This is a genomic window from Streptomyces sp. NPDC044002 (assembly GCF_056434525.1).
Genome location: NZ_JBWKEZ010000015.1, coordinates 122,216 through 138,535, shown reverse-complemented (window position 1 = coordinate 138,535; position 16,320 = coordinate 122,216). Strand labels below are relative to the sequence as shown.

Genomic DNA, 16,320 nt, shown 5'->3' with positions numbered 1-16,320 from the left:
CCCCCCCCCCCCCCCCCCCCCCCCCCCCCCCCCCCCCCCCCCCCCCCCCCCCCCCCCCCCCCCCCCCCCCCCCCCCCCCCCCCCCCCCCCCCCGCGGCCGTGCTCCCGTCAGGAGACGGTGATGAACTTGGCGGTGCTCGGCACCCCCTGGGCGTCCAGGGCGAAGAGCATGTAGGTCCCCGGCAGGACCACGCCCTTGTCGGCCGGGACGGACACCGTGTACGTGCCGTTCCCCGCGGCCGTGGACACCAGCGGCACCCGCCGCTGGTCGTTGTCCGTGGAGTGGGTCGCGGCCGCGGCCCGCATCAGGACGAACGAGGCCACCTGCCCCTCGGCCGCGACGGTGAGCGAGGCCCCCGCCGCGGCCCGGGGCGGCACGCCGCCGGTGATGACGGGGCGCGGCTTGGGCGAGCCGTCCGCGTTGAGCAGGTACGGCGGCGTGAACACCGCCCCGTCGGCGTGGTTGGTGGCGCAGTCGCCGCACAGCCCGCCGCCGCCGGAGAAGATCCGCCCGTCGGGCAGCAGGTTCGCCACGCTGTGGTAGTTGCGCGGGACGGCCATGGAGGCGAGCGGGGTGAAGCTCCCGGTCGCCGGGTCCCACAGCTCGGGGGTCAGTACGGACGTGGCGTCGCTGAACGGCACCGGGTACGCCTGACCGCCGAACACGGCGACCTTGCCGTCGGGCAGGACGACGCTGTTGCCGAACGCGCGGGCGTAGCCCATGTCGCCGGTGCGCGCGGCCTGCACCTGGCCGCTGCCGCCGTCGATGCTCACGGTGTACGCGCGCCGGGTGGCGGGCGCCTTCTCGTACGCGGGCGAGCCGCCCAGGGTGAGCAGCTTGCCGATGTCGTACGCGACGGCGTTGCCGGTCATGGCGTCCTGGCTGTCGGCCCGGGGGCCGGCCGGGGTGATGCTGCCGTTCCCGCCGGTCGTGATCCAGTTCATCTGCTTGCTCGGGCCCAGCTGGAGCACCTTGCCGCCCGAGGTGGCGTGCAGCCACATGTGGTTGTCGGCGCGGTAGGCGCCGGCCGGGTCGGCCGTCAGCGCCGGGGAGGCGGGGACGCCGGGGAGCCTGCGCCAGGTGCGGGTGTCCGGGGACCAGACCTCGCCGGCCTTGTCGCCCGCTGCCCCGCTCCAGGAGCCGCCGAGGACGAAGGCCTCGCCGGTGGAGAGCAGGGTCATGGCCTGGTAGCCGCGGGCGATGTTCATGCTGGTGGTCGCGGACCAGGTGTCGGCGGCCGGGTCGTAGATGCTGGCCTTCTCCGCGTTGCTGCCGCCGGTGACCAGCACCCGCCCGTCGGCCAGCATCGCTATGCCCGGGCAGAACATGTCGTGGCCGGTGTTGTCGATCCGGCGCTGGGTGACCTTCCCGGTCTTCAGGTCCAGGATCGCGGTCTGGGTGTAGCCGTTGCTGCCGCCGAAGCGGTCGACCGCGTACGCCGACCAGGCCAGGAGTTTGTCGCCCGGCAGGACGGCGGTGGCCACCGGCACCAGCGGGAAGCCGGTGATCCGGTCCCAGGAGCCGTGGGCGCCCGGGTCGGCAGGTCCGCTCAGGCGGATCTCGGCCGCGGAGGTCCAGGGCCCGCGGTTGCCGGCCTCGCCGGTCACGGTCAGGCGTACGTAGCGGGCGTTCTCGGTGCGGGTGAAGGTGGCGGTCTTGACGGTGTCGTCGTCACGCCAGGTGCCCGCCGCGACCGGTGCGCCGAAGGTGGTGCCGTCGGTGCTGGTGGTGACGGTGTACGCGCCCGCGCGCCCGTTGGGGCCGTCGTTGCGCGGCTGGTAGACCAGGGCGGAGACGGCCGCCGTGCGGTGCATGTCGACGGTGATGCTGTGCGGCAGCGGGGCCGGGGTCCCGGACCACCTGCTGTGCCAGATGGTGGCGGAGTCCCCGTCGAGGACGTTGGCCGCGCGGCCGTTCTCCCCGGTGGTCTCCTCGTCGCTCGCCGTGGCCGTCCATCCCGTCCGGGGCAGGTCGACGGTGGCGGCCGGGGTGCCGGGGTCGCCGAGCAGGTTGAGCTCCGCGGCGGAGGTCCACGGACCGCGGTTGCCGGCCTCGGTGGATGCGGTGAGCCGTACGAACCGGGCGCCCTGCGGGGCGAATCCGAGGGTCTTGGCACTGGCGTCGTCCGCGAGGGTGCCGGTGGCGACCGGGCCGCCCCAGTTCTGGCCGTCGGCGCTGACGCTGATGCTGTACTCACCGACGCGCCCGTTGGCCCCGCCCGTGCGGGGCTGGTAGACGAGCGCCGAGACCACCGCCGTGCGGTGCATGTCGAGGGTGATGGTGTGCGGCAGCGGGGCGGGGGTGCCCGTCCACTTGCTGTGCCAGATGGTGGCCGCGTTCCCGTCGAGGACGTTGGCCGCGCGGCCGTTCTCGCCCGACGTCTCCTCGTCGCTCGCCGTGGCCGTCCATCCGGTCCGGTCGAGGACGGGCGCCGTCGGCTCCATGGCGTTCGCCGGGGCCACGCCGTGGTGCGGCGACTGCCGCGCCGCCTGCTGACCGGGGGCCCCCGGCGCCGGCGCGGGCCGGGGCCCGGTGCTGGCCACGCCCAGCCAGGGGGTGAGCCCGACGAGCAGCGAGCCGAGGGCGAAGGCGATGAGCAGGGGGGAGCGGCGTAACGCTCGGGCTAGGGCGCGTATGCGTCTGGGCTGCAAATCGGACCTCCTGGGCGAGTCGTGGAGCGTGAACCGCTGAAGCCCCTCGAACATAGGTCAGCGCAGATCAACTCGACCGCCGAACGGGGGAGTTGGCGCGAACCCGCGCCGCCGAACCCGGAACGATCCCCTCCGCCGGGCCCGGCGGTGACGTGCCCCGCCACCTTCGAGTGGTGTCGCCCACACTCGGGAGGTGCGGATTCCAAGGCGCGGCGGGAGGCGGTCCTTCGATCCCCAGGACGAAACCGGACACCCGTATCGGGGCCTCAAGGAGAGACGTTCCCGTGGCCGTTGCCCGGCACGGAATTCACGCAGCCGTTGTCAGAGCCGGGTGGCACCATCTGGGCCGGTGGTCCCATCAGCTACAGGGGGTAGGCATGGAGAGCACGACGACGTACGCATGGCCGCGCTGGGCGGAGGCGGCGGACGGCGAGGCGCTGGAGCGCTGGCTGGCCGGCCACGGCTGGGAGGTCGACCCGACGGTGTTCATGGCCGGCGGGCTGGGCCAGGCGGTCCAGGTCCGGCCGATCGGGCCGGCGCCGGACGGCGAGGCCGGTGAGCCGGGTGAGTTCGGCGAGACCGGTGAACTCGGTGAGGCGGGCGAGACCGGTGAGGCGGGCGAGGCCGGGCTGCTGATCCTGCCGGGCGAGACGGTGGAGTACACCGGGGCCCGGATGCGGATCGCACGCCGCACCCCGGCCGTCACCGGAGCGCGGGCCGGCGCCTGAGACACCTGCGCCCCGGGACCCGAAGGCCCCGGGGCGGATACGGCGTGGACGGCGTGGACCCCTCCCCGCCGACGGCGGAAGAGGGGCCCGGCCCGCGTCAGCCTGCGTCGGCCCGCGTCAGCCCGCGACGCGGGCCATCCACGCCTCGACCTCGTCCGCCGAGCGCGGCAGGCCCGCCGAGAGGTTCTCGCTGCCGTCGGCGGTCACCAGCAGGTCGTCCTCGATCCGGACGCCGATGCCGCGCCACTCCTCGGGCACCGTGAGGTCGTCCGGCTGGAAGTACAGGCCAGGCTCCACCGTGAGCACCATGCCCGGCTCCAGCACGCCGTCCACGTACTCCTCGTTGCGGGCCTCGGCGCAGTCGTGGACGTCCAGCCCGAGCATGTGGCCGGTGCCGGCCATGGTGAAGCGGCGCTGCAGCCCGAGCTCGAAGGCGCGGTCCGCCGGGCCCTCGATGAAGCCCCACTCGACGAGCTTCTCCGCCAGGTACCGCTGCGCCGCGATGTGGAAGTCGCGGTACGCGGCCCCCGGCTTCACGGCGGCGATGCCCGCCTCCTGGGCCTCGTACACGGCGTCGTACACCCTGCGCTGCACCGGCGTGAAGACGCCGCTGATCGGCAGGGTACGGGTGACGTCGGCGGTGTAGAGGGTGTGCGTCTCCACGCCGGCGTCGAGCAGGAGCAGGTCGCCGGGGCGCACCGGACCGTCGTTGTCGGTCCAGTGCATGATCGTGGCGTGCTCACCGGCGGCGCAGATCGAGCCGTAGCCCACGGAGTTGCCCTCCAGCCGCGCCCGGCGGAAGAAGGTGCCCTCGATCCACCGCTCGGAGGAGGCGACCGCCCGCGACAGCTCGCCGACGCAGTCGGTGAAACCGCGCACGGTGGAGTCGACGGCCTTGCGCATCTCGCCGATCTCCCAGGCGTCCTTGACGAGCCGGAGCCCGCTCAGCGCCTCCTCCAGCTCGTCGTCCCGCACGGCGTCGGTGGTGACCGCCGCCTCCAGCGCCGGATCGACGCCGCGGACGATACGGGTGGGCACGCCGGGCGTGGCGGCCAGATCGTCCGCCAGGCCGCGGACGTCGCGACAGGACATCCCGAGCACGCGCTCCGACTCGGCGAGGGAACGGCGCCGGCCCATCCACAGCTCCGCCGTGTAGCCCAGCCAGAACTCGTCGGTGTCCCGGCCGTCGCGCGGCAGCAGGTAGCAGTACGCGTCGTGGCCGCCGTCCGGGCGGGGTTCGAGGACGAGCGCGCAGTCGCGGCCCCGGTCCCCGGTCATGTGGACGTAGCCGGAGTGCGGGCGGAACGGGTAGGTGTCGTCGTTCGAGCGGGTCTTGAGGTTGCCCGACGGGATGACCAGACGCTCGCCGGGGAAGCGCGCGGAGAGCGCGGCGCGGCGGTGGGCCGCGTACGGGGCCTGCTCGTCGAGCGGGAGGCCGTGCTGTTCGGTGTCCGCCCAGCCCGTCCTCATCAGGGCGGACAGTTCCTCGGAGACCCCCGAGTAGAGGCCGTTCTTGCGACCCTTCGCCACGTCCTTCTCCTTCTTCCGTTGTCCGTCTTCCGTCTTGCGGATGGGGCCCGCCGGCCGTGCGGCACCGAACGGCCGTGAGGCACCGCCGGCCGTGAGGCGACTACGGCCGTGAGGCCCGGCGGTTCCCGGACGGTACTGCGGGACGGCACGCCCGGGAGGGCCGCCGGTGCCAGTGGCACTGATCGGCCAGTCCGACCCCGCGCGGTCGTCGATAATGCGGTGCATGGCGAACGCGAAACTGGGCGAGGCCCTGCGGATGCTGGGGATCGGCCCCGCGGCGGGCCGCGTGTACCTGTCACTCCTCGAACTGGCCCCCGCCCCGCTCGCCGAGATCGGGGAGGCGGCCGGGCTGGACGGCGCCGGGCTCGCCGCCGCCTACGCCGAGCTGGTCGACGCCGGGCTCGCCAGCGCCGCCGCGGAGGGCGCGGACGTGGTGGCGCCGGTGCCGCCCGCCGCGGGCCTGGAGATCCTCGCCAGGCACCGGGCGGCCGAGCTCGAAGGGTCGCGCATCGCCGTGGGCGGCGCGTTCGAGTCCTTCCGCCGCCAGCGGCTCGCGGCGTACAACGACAACCTCGTCGAGGTGGTGACCGGCGACGCCATCGGCCCGAGGATGCGCCAGGCCTGGACCAGCGCCCGCGCGCAGATCCGCCAGCTCGACTCGCCGCCCTACTTCCCGCTGGCCGGCGCCCTTGACGACGCGCTCGGGACCCTCGCCCGCGGCGTGACGCAGCGGGTCGTCTACTCCAAGGCCTCACTGGAGGTGCCCGGGCAGCTGGAGACGGCCATCGAGCCGTGCATCGAGGCCGGCGAGCAGGCCCGGGTGGCGCCGACGGTACCGGTCAAGCTGGTGATCATCGACGAGGCGTACGCGCTGGTGTCCCTGTCGATCAGGGAGGCGGACGTGCACAACACGATGCTGGTGGTGCAGCCGTGCGGCCTGCTCTCCGCACTGCTGGCCCTGTTCGAGCAGACCTGGCAGCAGGCCCTCCCCTTCCACGGCCGCGCCACCCGCCCGGCAGGCCTGCCCCCGGCCGACCGCCGCCTGCTCCGCCTCCTCGCCGGCGGCGCGAGCGACGAGGTCATCGCCCGCGAACTGGGCATCAGCCGCCGCACCTTCTTCCGCCGGCTCCAGATCCTGATGGCCCGCCTGGGCGCCGAGAACCGCTTCCAGATGGCCCTCCAGGCACAGCGCAACGGCTGGCTGTGAGCGCGGGCGCGGGGAGCGGGCGGGGGCGGGTGAGCGGGCGGGGGAGCGGGCGGGGGCTCCGGAGGCCGGGCGGTCACCGCCCGGCCGGGACCCCCGCGGCGGGGCGGGACGCGTCCGGGACCCCCGCCCCGCCCAGGACCAGGCGCTTCCCGGAGAAGGCGGCCCGCAGCCGCCGGTCGTGGCTGACGACGACCAGGGTCCCGGCGTACGGCGCGAGCGCCGCTTCCAGGTCCTCCACCACCCCCGGCGCCAGATGGTTGGTCGGCTCGTCGAGAAGGAGCAGGTCGTACGGCCCGCCGGCGACGAGCCTGCCGAGCTCCGCCTTGCGCCGCTGCCCCGCGGACAGCTCCCGGAGCGGCCGGTCCGCGTCGGCCGCGCCCAGCAGCCCGAGCCGCACCAGGGCTTCCGCGACCTCCTCCCCGAACGCCCCCGCCGCGGAACGGCCCTCACCGGACCAGGGATCGTCCTGCCGCAGCAGCCCGACCCGTCCCGCCGCCCGTACGCTCCCGCCCCCGGCCGGCACCAGACCCGCGAGCACCTGCAGCAGGGTCGACTTGCCCGACCCGTTGGGACCGGTGACCAGCATCCGCTCACCCGGCTCCAGCCGGAACGACACCGGCGCGAGCCGCCCCGGCACGGCCAGCCCCTGGACGTCCACCCCACCGCCCGGGCCCTCCTCGGCCCCGAACCGCCCGGTGAACCGCAGCGGCTGCGGCGGTGCCGGAACCGGATGTTCCGTCAGCCGGGCCAGCCGCTCCCGCGCGTTGCGGATGCGGCTCATCGCCCCGTGCGCCCGCGACCGGGCGCGGAAGGCCCCGGCGCCGCTGAACGCGGCCGGCGCCTTCCGCGGGATCTGCGCCAGCCGCCCGATGTTGCCGTCGGCGAGCCGCTCGACGCGCCGCGTCTCCTCGACCCACTCCTCGTACTCGCGCTCCCACCGGGCCCGCGCCGCGGCACGCGCGACCAGGTGCCCGGCGTAGCCGTTGCCGTGCCGGTGCACCGCGAGCCGTTCGTGGTCCACCTCCAGGACCGCGGTGGTGACCCGGTCCAGGAACATCCGGTCGTGGGTGACGGCCACGAGCGTGCCGGTCCGCCGCAGCAGGTGCTCCTCCAGCCATCCGACGGCCTCGTCGTCCAGGTCGTTGGTCGGCTCGTCGAGCAGCAGCAGCTCCGGCTCGGCCGCCAGGGCCGCGGCCAGCGCCAGCCGCGAGCGCTGCCCGCCGGACAGCGTCCCGAGCACCCGCCCCCGCTCGATCGGCTCCCGCTCACCGAGCCGCCGCAGGATGGCGGCCACCCGCCGGTCGGCGTCCCGTCCGCCCCGCGCGTCGTACTCGGCGACCAGCCGCCCGTACGCCTCGACCTCCTCGGGCCCGGCCAGATGGAGCCGCTCCTCGGCCGCCCGGATCCGCCGTTCCAGTTCCCGCAGCCCGGCCAGCGCACGGTCCACGGCGTCGCCGACCCGCGCCCCGGCCGGCAGGCCGAGGGTCTGGGCGAGGTACCCCACGCCACCGGGCGCCCGTACGTACACCTCGCCCGCGTCGGCCCGTTCCTGCCGGGCCAGCAGCCTCAGCAGCGTCGACTTCCCCGACCCGTTGTCCCCGACGACCCCGACCCGCTCCCCGGGCCGCACCGAGAACCCGACCCGGTCCAGCACCGTCCGGGTTCCGTACCGCTTGCCGACCTCGGCCAGCACGACCTGACTACCGGCAGCTGAAGCACGCACAGGCGACCCCTTTCGTTCAGAACGAGACGTCTCGTCTCGTCGAGACATTACGCGGACTCCCCGCCTTTGGCAAGACGCTGCGTCTCGCCTGGGGCGGCTCCCGTTCGCCCCGTGCCGAGGGCGAGTCATAGCTGAACCCAGTTCGAGCGTAGTTGGTGGAACTACCCGACAACTGGACGAGAACTGGGTAGAGTTGCCAGTAGTTCACACAACGGAGGGGAACTCATGAAGCTGACGGTCTTCCAATTCGAGGGCACGGCCGCGGAACTCGACGCGTCCCAGGTCATCCAGCAGCTCCTCGCCCAGGGCGACAAGCCGTCCACCGGCGTCGTCGTGGCCGGCTCCCCGGCTCCGTCCGAGGGTTCCGGCCCCGCCCCGGTCCCGGGCGTCGCACACGAAGGCCAGGCGGCGGTGAGCGCACTGCTGCGGGGGAACCCTGCCGCCGAACACTTCACCGGGTTCCTCGCCGAGGCCACCGCCTGGCCCGACGTCAAGGTGCACGGCGTCAAGCGGCACCGCGCCGGGGCGGATTCGGCCCTGGACTACGGGGACTACCTGAGGGTGCGCCGACAGGGCTCGCCGAAGGGTGCCTTCGCCTACGTCTACGCGCACAACGGCGTGGTCAACCTCCGCCTCCCCTACGACACGGACGACGAGCTGCTCGCCCGCCTCGCCCCCGCCGCGTACCGGCTCGAAGGCGGCAACGAGCAGTACCGCATCAACGTGCAGATCGTGGACGACGAGACCCGCGAGCAGGCCGTCCAGCTGGCGAAGGTCGCCTACGAACGCACGTGACGGGGCCCCTCAGCGGCCGGCCGCCCGGGCGGTGCGGGCGATCCGCCGGACCGGCGACAGCGCGTACCCGGCCGTCACGTAGCCCGCGACGACCGACAGGGGTCCGAGTGCGGCCAGGACGAGCAGCGCCGGCGAGGTCAGCGGGTCGCGGGGCGGCCGCCGGTCGGAGGCCGGCGGGCAGGGCGCCTGCCCGCCGGCCCCCGGCCACGCACAGTCGGCGGGGGCCAGTACCAGCGTGCCTTCCGAACGCACCTCGAACACCGGTTCGTTGCCCCTGTCCACGGCCTGCCGCGCGAGCAGGAAGACGACGGCGAGCAGGGCGGTCCCGGCCAGCATGAAGACCCCGCCGTACACGCACGTGAGGCGCAGGCGGGTGACGGTACGCCGCGGCGGCGCGGGCCGACCGTCCCCGGCGCGGCCCCGGACGCGGATGGGCATCGGCACCGGCATCGCACTCCCCCCTCAAGGCGTGACGGTCCCCACTGTCGCCCCACACCCCTAAGAGGCGCGTCAGCACCGGGCCCGGGCTGGTTTGATGGCCTTCGGTGACGTCCGTCATCCGTCAGGGGGAGGAGCCGGCGATGGCCGCTGCGAAGCCGAAGCCATGGGCGTTCGGGCTGGTCAACTGCATCCTGTACCAGGCGATGTACCGGGAGGGCGCCGGCGCGGCGCTCGACGACGAGACGGTACGCCGGTACGCGACGGCCATGCAGGCCGAACCGCTCTACGACCGGCCGATGGCCGAACAGGTGGCGGCGCTGCGGGCGGTGCTGGCCACCGATGCGCCGCTGGCGAGCACGTTCGACCCGTACGAAGGACAGGACCCCTTCGGCGAAGCCGAGTTCCGCGGCTTCCTGGCCCGGCTGGCCGACGAGCTCGAATCCCGCGGCCCCTGGCCTCTCGCCGAGGCGGCGGCTGCGGAGGAGGAGCGCACCCGCCGCGGCGGCCGGCTGCGCCGGCTCTTCTCCCGACGGTGAACCGCTGTAGGGTCTGCCACACCCGTTCCAGGGTTCGCCGCGGTTTCCGACTCCGCCGGACCCTCGCCCCGGAGCGACCGCGGGGGGACGATGGACCGGGAACCGGTGTCCAGCCCTGAGCGAGGTCTCCGCCCGAGGCCTCCACCCGACCCGAGGGGGCGTGCGCACATGCCCGACCACCACCACCCGGCCGCCCGGACCGGGGATACCGGGGACCGCGTCGAGCTCGCCCCCGGCGAAGTCCCCTCCGACGGCCGTTTCGCCAACCCCGACCTCCTCCCCGTACCGGTCGAGGCCCGGCGCTGGACCACGTACAACTTCACGGCCCTGTGGGTCGGCATGGCGCACAACATCCCCTCCTGGCTGCTCGCCTCCGGGCTGGTGGCCCTGGGGATGGACTGGAAGCAGGCCGTCTTCACCATCGCGCTCGCCAACCTCATCGTGCTCGTGCCGATGCTCCTCACCGGCCACGCCGGCCCCAAGTACGGCATCCCGTTCCCGGTGCTGGCCCGGGCCTCCTTCGGGGTCCGCGGAGCCAACCTGGCCGCGCTCATCCGGGCGGCCGTGGCCTGCTGCTGGTTCGGGATCCAGACCTGGATCGGCGGATCCGGGATCTTCGTCCTGCTCGGCAAGATCTTCGGCGGCTGGGCCGGGGCCGCGGAGATCGGCGGCGAGCCGTGGACCCTGTGGCTCTGCTTCGTCCTCTTCTGGGCCCTCGAACTCGCCATCATCTACCGGGGCATGGAGGCCCTGCGGCGCTTCGAGAACTGGGCCGCGCCCTTCGTCATCGTCGGCGCGCTGGTCTTGCTGGTGTGGATCGGGGTGAAGGCGGGCGGCTTCGGCGAGCTGCTCGACCAGCCGTCCCGGCTCGGCTGGGGCGCGGACTTCTGGCCGGTCTTCTTCCCCTCCCTCATGGGCATGATCGCCTTCTGGTCCACGCTCTCCCTCAACATCCCCGACTTCACGCGCTTCGGCGCCGGCCAGCGCTCCCAGATCGCGGGCCAAAGCCTAGGCCTCCCCACGACGATGACCCTCTTCGCGCTGCTGTCGGTGTTCGTCACCTCGGGCTCGGAGGCGGTGTACGGCGCCCCGATCTGGGACCCGGTGGAGCTCGTCGCCAAGGCCGACAGCGTCTTCGGGCTGCTGTTCGCCCTGGTCACCGTCCTGATCGCGACGATCTCGGTGAACATCGCGGCCAACGTCGTCTCCCCGGCCTACGACCTGGCCAACCTGGCCCCCCGCCTGATCGACTTCCGCCGGGGCGCGCTGATCACCGGCGTGGTCGGCGTACTGATCATGCCGTGGAAGCTGACCTCCACCCCCGAGCTGTACATCTTCACCTGGCTCGGCCTGGTCGGCGGGCTGCTCGGCACGGTCGCCGGTGTCCTCATCGCGGACTACTGGATCGTGCGCCGCACCCGGCTCTCGCTGCCCGACCTCTACCGGGAGGGCGGCCCGTACTGGTACACGGGCGGCTGGAACCTCCGGGCCCTCGCGGCCTTCGCCGTCGGGGGCGTCCTGGCCGTCGGCGGCTCCCACTCGGCCCCCGGCAAGGGCCCGTTCCCCGAAGAGGGCCTGATCCCCTTCCTGAAGCCGCTCGCCGACTACGGCTGGGCGGTGGGCCTGACCGCGTCCCTGCTGCTCTACACGGCACTCATGACCGGGGCGCGGCCCGCCCCACCGGGAGCGGGGCGGGACCACGGCGGACCGGAACCGGCATGACCGCCGGCACCTCGGGCTCGACGGGCGCCCGGATCAGCGCGCAGAACGGCAGCGTCGACCGCGCGGGGGAGCGGTTCGTGGCAGCCGTCGCGGCGGTCCTGGACAGGGGGTAGGGCCTGCCCCACCCCGGTCCAGGGGGTTCGTCGGCGTGTCCGCCCCGTCGCCGCGTGATCATCTGTCCGCAAGGAATCCAAGGAATCCAAGGAATCCAAGGAATCCAAGGGACGCACACGACGCGGGACGGACCACGGAAGGCGGACAAATGAAGGCGCGGATCGGCTACTTGGCCTGGATGGCCGGCGTGGTGCAGTTCTTCGTGATCCACGGGATCGCCGAGTCGGCCTGGGCGAGCCCGTACAGCTGGGCGCGGAACAACATCAGCGATCTGGGCAACGCCCACTGCGCGCTGCAAGCGGACCCCGAACCGCGGTACGTCTGCTCGCCCGAACACGGCCTGATGAACACCGCGTTCATCACCCTGGGGGTACTCCTCCTCGTGGGCCTCGCCCTGACCGGCGCAGCCCTGTGGCGCAGGGGCGCCGCCGCCGTCGCGGCCCGGATCCTGCTGGCGGGTGCCGGCGTGGGGTTCGTACTGGCGGGGCTGGCTCCCGCCGACGTCAACGAGAACCAGCACGTCCTGGGCGCCCTCCTCATCATGGCGGTGGGCAACCTCGGGCTCGTCCTGGCCGGCTCCGCCCTGGCGGACAGGGTTGCGCCCCTCATGCGCCGGGCCACCACCCTGCTGGGCCTCATCGCACTCACCGCCCTCGCCGCCTTCCTCTCGCACCACTACGCGGGCCTCGGCATGGGCGGCATGGAGCGCGTCGCCGCGTTCCCCCTCCTCCTCTGGGCCCTCGCCGCGGCCGTCCACGGCCTCACCCTCCCCACGGCCCGTACGGACGAACCGACGCCCGCGGCACGCCTCACCCGCGCCGGCTGAGGCGGAACGGCCCCGGCGGGGGCGTCCGGCTGGCAGAGTGGCCCCGTGCAGATCCGGATCGAGGGATTCGACCTGCCGGGCCGCACCTGCCCGCCCGGCCCAGGCTTCCCCGGCTACGCCGACATCCACGTCGCCGTCCAGCCGCGCGCCCGGGACGCGCGACCGCTGGACCCCCACCCCGGCGACGCCGGCTCGGCTCTCTGGACGCTGGACTGCACCGCCCGCCGGGGCGCCGCGGGCGTCGTCGACCTGACGGGCCCGTGGATCCAGGGCCGCCCCGGACAGCGGTTCGTCTACCTCACGTGGAGCGGCGTCGACGGCACCGGTGCCCGCGGCATGTTCCGCCGGGCGAAACTCATGCTCGACGCCGTCGACCCGGCGGTGGCCGACGCCGCGGCGGACACCGGGCTGCTGGTCGCCCGCCTCGCCCTCACCGACGCCCACGGCAGACCCCTGTGCGCCGCCGTCCGCCCCCCGGCCGTCACCTGGTCCGCCGGGGCCCGCGGAACGGATCGAGTCACGGGAACCCTTTGAGGCCCGCCGACGAGGTGGCGTACGGTGCTCGTGTGTTGATCACAGGGGAGACGACCGCACCCGGGACAGCGCTGCTCCTCGCCGCCGCCCCGGCCGGCAAGGGCCGCCTCATCGCGGCCAGCAGCGTCCTGTCCACGCTCGCGGCCTGTCCGCCCAGTGCGCTGACCCGGACCGCGGCCGGGACGATCGTCGAGCTGTCCGATCCGACGGACCAGCAGACCGTCCTCACCCGCATCCGCGCCGCCGCCACCGCGCCGGGGCCGCTCACGCTCCTCCTGGCGGGGCAACTCCACCTCGACACCCGGCAGCACGGGATCCACCTGGCCCTGGCCCGCACCACGCCCTCCACCCTCCGCTACACCGGCCTGCCCTGGGCCTGGCTGGCGAACGAGCTGAAGCCGCGCCGGCCCGGGACCACGACCGTCCTCGTCGACCTGGTCGCGACCCCCGACACCTGGCAGAAGATCGCCGCCCACGGCCTCACGCTCGGCCACGGGACATCGCTCTACGGCCGCGTCACCCCCGCGCCCGCCCGCCACCGCGTCGCGGACCCCGCCTACCTGAAGGGCGTGGCCGGCATCTGGCGCAGCGGCCTGACCCCGCCGCTCGCCGAACTCCACACGAGGGCGGCCGCCCAGGCCGGCGACGCCACGGCCCTGCTGCTCGCGGCGGACGCCACCCCGACGCCCGTTCCGCCGAGCCCCACGGCGGTGGACACGGCGGACCCGCTCCCCGCGATCCTCGCCGCCGCGCACGCTGGGCAGCACGCCGAGGCCGCCTCGCTCGCCGCCCGGTGGGAGGGCTGGGCCGCCCACACGTACGGGCCCCGGTCCGCCGAGGCCGTGCACTGGCTGGAGGTCCGGGCCGACCTCGCCCACATCGCCGGCGACGCGGCCGGCAGCTGCGAGCTGTGGATGGCCGCCGCCGACGCCCGCCTCGGCCGCCACCAGGCCCCGGACGCCCCACCGGTCCAAGGCGCCGTGGACCGAGCCCACCACCAGTGGCAGCAGATCCCGGACCCGCGCCGCGCCCGCGAACTCGGCCCCCACCTGGTGGCCCTCCGCCGCCGCGTCCCCGGCCAACGCCCGGGAGCCACGGACGCCGTCCAGCGCAGACTCGAACTCCTGCACACCATGCCCGGCCCCGCCGCGGGCCCGGCGCGGACCTGACCCTGGAGCCCCGATGCCCACGGACCGACGACCGATGGACCTCACCTCGTACACGGCCCGCGCCCGCAGCGGGCCCTGCTTCGTCTGCGCGTTCCTCGCCGGAGACCCTGACTACGTCCACGAGACGGTCTTCGAGGACGAGGGCCACATCGCGTTCATGGACAGATGGCCCACGGTCGAGGGGAAGGTCCTGGTAGCCCCGAAAACGCACATCGAGCACGCCGTACGCGACCTGGACGAGGCCGCCTACAGCCGCCTGATGCTGTTCGTCAGGAGGATCGCGCTGGCCGTCGAGACGGTATGCGACCCCGAGCGCACCTACCTCTACTCCCTGGGCAGCCAACAGGGCAACGCCCACCTCCACTGGCACATCGCCCCCCTGCCGCACGGAACCCCGTACGAGGAGCAGCAGTTCCACGCCCTGATGACGGAGAACGGCGTCCTGAACCTCCCCCACGACCAGACGTCCGCCCTGACCGCCCGCCTCCGCGAGGCGGCGCGCGGCTTCCGGCCGGGGACGTGAAGTGCACTTCGACGAGAACGAACCCCAGTCCGCCCGCGACGCGCGCTTCGCCGCAGCCCTGGCATGGACCTACGCCGACGGGGACCACGGCCGCCACGCACTGCAGCGCGCGTACAACGCGACCTTCGGCTGGGCCGACGGCTTCTGAGCACCGAGGCCGAACCGGAAAGGACACCTCCATGAGTGACGCCGACCCGACGGGGGACGGCCCGCGGTACGCCGACGAGCTGACGACCGACATCGTGTGGGAGGTCGGGGACTTCCTGCTTCCCCGACTGGAGCGAGCCGCACGCACTCACCCGTCGGACAGCGAGAGGGCATCACGGCCTCGGCACTCGCGGAGTCAGTGGAAACGCTGGTCCTCACCCTGGAGTGGACCATCACCGGCGGAACGCCCGCCCGCGCCCGCGTCCCGATCGGGATCCCGCCGCCCCCGAAGCCCACCGAGGAGGAACGCCGGGTGCGGGCGGAGACGCGGTTGGAACGCCTCCGGGAGGACTGGAACCATCTCTGTGCCCTCGCCGGCCACTGGCGGTCCGCACCAGGCTTTCAGTGCTCCCGCTGGCGCAAGCTCGATTTCCGCGACGCCGCGCACGAACGCTGGTACCAGCAGCAGCTGTCCTACCGTCATCTGCCGAGCCGCGTCATTCGACCGGTGCCGCCGAGCTGGTGACGGTGCAGCTACCGGGATCAGCCGGCCTGTACGTCCTCGCAGCCGCTCACCACGGCAGTCCCGGGCGTCCCGGCCAGGGCCTCGCTCCAGTGCGCCTTCTCCCCGGCGAGGCCCCGCTGCGCCGGCTCGGCGTACCACGCCCACGCCTCACTGCCCGGCGTGCCGGCCGTCGAGCCCGACTGGACGGCGATGACGTACTGGCGCCCCGGTTCCAGGACGGTGTAGCGGTCGGGGTCCTCCGTCGCGTACCTGCCCGGGGTGCCGCCGTTCTTCACGCCCTGGGTGACCTGGAGGACGTCGCCGAACTCGCCCTTGAGGGCCTCCAGGGTCTTCACCCGGGTCGTCAGGTAGGCGCTCCCGCCGTCCTCGCGGTACCGGGTGTTCTCGACGGCCTCGACGACGGCCACGCCCTTGGACCTGGCCGCGACGACGTCGTCGCGGCTCAGGTCGGGCCCGCACACCGCGTGCGTCGCGGTCCCGCCGCCGGGGCCGGAGTCGGCGACGGTGAACCAGGCCGCACCGGCCGCGGCCGCGCCGGCCGCGAGGCACGCGCCGACCCACGGCTTCCCGTTCATGCTCAGCCCCACAGCCTTCGGTAGTTCGCCCTGTCGACATCGGTCGGCACGTCGGGGTACTCGGCGGCCTCGGGCCACATCACGGACTTCACGGCGCTCTTGCCGCTGCCCGACTTGTGGCACAGCCCGAGCGCGTGCCCCAGTTCGTGTGAGGCGACCATCCGCCGGGTGGCCGCGTCGTAGCTGTCCATCCGGGCTTTGTTGAAACGGATCAGGTCCGTCGCCGCGATGCCGGGATTGCGGGACCACACGCCGGCCGCCGGGTTCCGCGGGTCGGAGAAGTCCTCGTAGTTCAGGTCGTTGACGGTCGTCGCCGAATCCTGCGCGATCCTGACCTTCGCCCCGGAGTACGACCACGCCCGGTTCCCGTGCCGGTACTCGGCCTCGTACTTCGTGCTCGCGGTCCACCGGATCTCGCCGTCGTCCACCGAGCTGTCCTCACGGGTCTCGGTGGCGTCGTGCCCGGACTTCGCGATGCACGGCGCAGCCGTGGCGGCGCGCGCCGGTGCCGGAGCGAGGACCAGCACGGCAGCGAGCACCGCAAGGCCTGTTACGAGATCGCGCACACCGTC

Annotated in this window: 17 protein-coding genes; 11 read left to right on the top strand and 6 right to left on the bottom strand. The window is 74.0% G+C overall.

Annotation, left to right across the window (positions count from 1 at the left end):
* Positions 1-108: 108 nt before the first annotated feature.
* Entirely contained in the window at positions 109-2,652 is a 2,544-nt protein-coding gene (locus AC07A6_RS14610; protein ID WP_478777340.1) for a discoidin domain-containing protein, read from the bottom strand.
* A gap of 377 nt (positions 2,653-3,029) precedes the next feature.
* Between AC07A6_RS14610 and AC07A6_RS14605 the strand changes: the two genes are divergently transcribed.
* Positions 3,030-3,380 (top strand): hypothetical protein, encoded by a 351-nt coding sequence (locus AC07A6_RS14605; protein ID WP_362460056.1) that lies wholly within the window; start codon positions 3,030-3,032, stop codon positions 3,378-3,380.
* A 117-nt stretch (positions 3,381-3,497) separates the two neighbouring features.
* Here the strand turns inward: AC07A6_RS14605 and AC07A6_RS14600 are convergent, their stop codons facing one another.
* On the bottom strand, positions 3,498-4,910 hold the full coding sequence (locus AC07A6_RS14600; RefSeq protein ID WP_478777339.1) for an aminopeptidase P family protein: 1,413 nt from the start codon (positions 4,908-4,910) through the stop codon (positions 3,498-3,500).
* A gap of 223 nt (positions 4,911-5,133) precedes the next feature.
* On the opposite strand from AC07A6_RS14600, the gene AC07A6_RS14595 reads away from it, so the two are divergent.
* On the top strand, positions 5,134-6,117 hold the full coding sequence (locus AC07A6_RS14595; RefSeq protein WP_362460050.1) for a helix-turn-helix transcriptional regulator: 984 nt from the start codon (positions 5,134-5,136) through the stop codon (positions 6,115-6,117).
* 73 nt (positions 6,118-6,190) lie between these two features.
* On the opposite strand, the gene AC07A6_RS14590 is transcribed toward AC07A6_RS14595, so the two are convergent.
* The gene (locus AC07A6_RS14590; protein WP_478777338.1) at positions 6,191-7,888 is read right to left on the bottom strand and encodes an ATP-binding cassette domain-containing protein; all 1,698 of its coding nucleotides are present in this window, start codon (positions 7,886-7,888) and stop codon (positions 6,191-6,193) included.
* 177 nt (positions 7,889-8,065) lie between these two features.
* Between AC07A6_RS14590 and AC07A6_RS14585 the strand changes: the two genes are divergently transcribed.
* Positions 8,066-8,635 carry a hypothetical protein gene (locus AC07A6_RS14585; RefSeq protein ID WP_478777337.1) on the top strand — a complete coding sequence of 190 codons (570 nt, stop codon included), beginning with the start codon at positions 8,066-8,068 and terminating at the stop codon, positions 8,633-8,635.
* Positions 8,636-8,644: 9 nt separating this feature from the next.
* Here the strand turns inward: AC07A6_RS14585 and AC07A6_RS14580 are convergent, their stop codons facing one another.
* Entirely contained in the window at positions 8,645-9,079 is a 435-nt protein-coding gene (locus AC07A6_RS14580) for a hypothetical protein (RefSeq protein ID WP_362460041.1), read from the bottom strand.
* A gap of 137 nt (positions 9,080-9,216) precedes the next feature.
* Here AC07A6_RS14580 and AC07A6_RS14575 point away from each other — a divergent pair, with 137 nt between their 5' ends.
* The 8 genes from AC07A6_RS14575 (at position 9,217) to AC07A6_RS14540 (ending at position 15,173) form a co-directional block, all read left to right on the top strand.
* Positions 9,217-9,612 (top strand): hypothetical protein, encoded by a 396-nt coding sequence (locus AC07A6_RS14575; protein ID WP_478777336.1) that lies wholly within the window; start codon positions 9,217-9,219, stop codon positions 9,610-9,612.
* Between the two features lie 168 nt (positions 9,613-9,780).
* Complete coding sequence (locus tag AC07A6_RS14570) at positions 9,781-11,334, top strand: NCS1 family nucleobase:cation symporter-1 (RefSeq protein WP_478777335.1); 1,554 nt, start codon at positions 9,781-9,783, stop codon at positions 11,332-11,334.
* A 262-nt stretch (positions 11,335-11,596) separates the two neighbouring features.
* Positions 11,597-12,274 (top strand): DUF998 domain-containing protein, encoded by a 678-nt coding sequence (locus AC07A6_RS14565; protein ID WP_478777334.1) that lies wholly within the window; start codon positions 11,597-11,599, stop codon positions 12,272-12,274.
* 45 nt (positions 12,275-12,319) lie between these two features.
* A complete protein-coding gene (locus tag AC07A6_RS14560) occupies positions 12,320-12,808 on the top strand; it encodes a DUF5990 family protein (protein ID WP_362460002.1) in 489 nt (162 codons plus the stop codon).
* Between the two features lie 32 nt (positions 12,809-12,840).
* On the top strand, positions 12,841-13,977 hold the full coding sequence (locus AC07A6_RS14555) for a hypothetical protein (RefSeq protein ID WP_478777333.1): 1,137 nt from the start codon (positions 12,841-12,843) through the stop codon (positions 13,975-13,977).
* Between the two features lie 13 nt (positions 13,978-13,990).
* Positions 13,991-14,500: an HIT family protein gene (locus tag AC07A6_RS14550; protein WP_478777332.1), complete on the top strand. Its 510-nt coding sequence runs from the start codon at positions 13,991-13,993 to the stop codon at positions 14,498-14,500.
* 1 nt (position 14,501) lies between these two features.
* Complete coding sequence (locus AC07A6_RS14545) at positions 14,502-14,648, top strand: hypothetical protein (RefSeq protein WP_478777331.1); 147 nt, start codon at positions 14,502-14,504, stop codon at positions 14,646-14,648.
* A 198-nt stretch (positions 14,649-14,846) separates the two neighbouring features.
* On the top strand, positions 14,847-15,173 hold the full coding sequence (locus AC07A6_RS14540) for a hypothetical protein (protein ID WP_478777330.1): 327 nt from the start codon (positions 14,847-14,849) through the stop codon (positions 15,171-15,173).
* Positions 15,174-15,190: 17 nt separating this feature from the next.
* On the opposite strand, the gene AC07A6_RS14535 is transcribed toward AC07A6_RS14540, so the two are convergent.
* Positions 15,191-15,748 carry a hypothetical protein gene (locus tag AC07A6_RS14535; RefSeq protein ID WP_478777329.1) on the bottom strand — a complete coding sequence of 186 codons (558 nt, stop codon included), beginning with the start codon at positions 15,746-15,748 and terminating at the stop codon, positions 15,191-15,193.
* 2 nt (positions 15,749-15,750) lie between these two features.
* Positions 15,751-16,314 (bottom strand): zinc metalloprotease, encoded by a 564-nt coding sequence (locus tag AC07A6_RS14530; RefSeq protein ID WP_478777328.1) that lies wholly within the window; start codon positions 16,312-16,314, stop codon positions 15,751-15,753.
* Between the last annotated feature and the right edge of the window lie 6 nt (positions 16,315-16,320).

Bases quoted from the DNA above. Each gene is read 5' to 3' on its own strand.
- AC07A6_RS14605 (WP_362460056.1), top strand. From the start codon at position 3,030: ATGGAGAGCACGACGACGTACGCATGGCCGCGCTGGGCGGAGGCGGCG.
- AC07A6_RS14565 (WP_478777334.1), top strand. From the start codon at position 11,597: ATGAAGGCGCGGATCGGCTACTTGGCCTGGATGGCCGGCGTGGTGCAG.
- AC07A6_RS14590 (WP_478777338.1), bottom strand. From the start codon at position 7,888: ATGTCTCGACGAGACGAGACGTCTCGTTCTGAACGAAAGGGGTCGCCT.
- AC07A6_RS14575 (WP_478777336.1), top strand. From the start codon at position 9,217: ATGGCCGCTGCGAAGCCGAAGCCATGGGCGTTCGGGCTGGTCAACTGC.
- AC07A6_RS14535 (WP_478777329.1), bottom strand. From the start codon at position 15,748: ATGAACGGGAAGCCGTGGGTCGGCGCGTGCCTCGCGGCCGGCGCGGCC.
- AC07A6_RS14595 (WP_362460050.1), top strand. From the start codon at position 5,134: ATGGCGAACGCGAAACTGGGCGAGGCCCTGCGGATGCTGGGGATCGGC.
- AC07A6_RS14550 (WP_478777332.1), top strand. From the start codon at position 13,991: ATGCCCACGGACCGACGACCGATGGACCTCACCTCGTACACGGCCCGC.
- AC07A6_RS14570 (WP_478777335.1), top strand. From the start codon at position 9,781: ATGCCCGACCACCACCACCCGGCCGCCCGGACCGGGGATACCGGGGAC.
- AC07A6_RS14585 (WP_478777337.1), top strand. From the start codon at position 8,066: ATGAAGCTGACGGTCTTCCAATTCGAGGGCACGGCCGCGGAACTCGAC.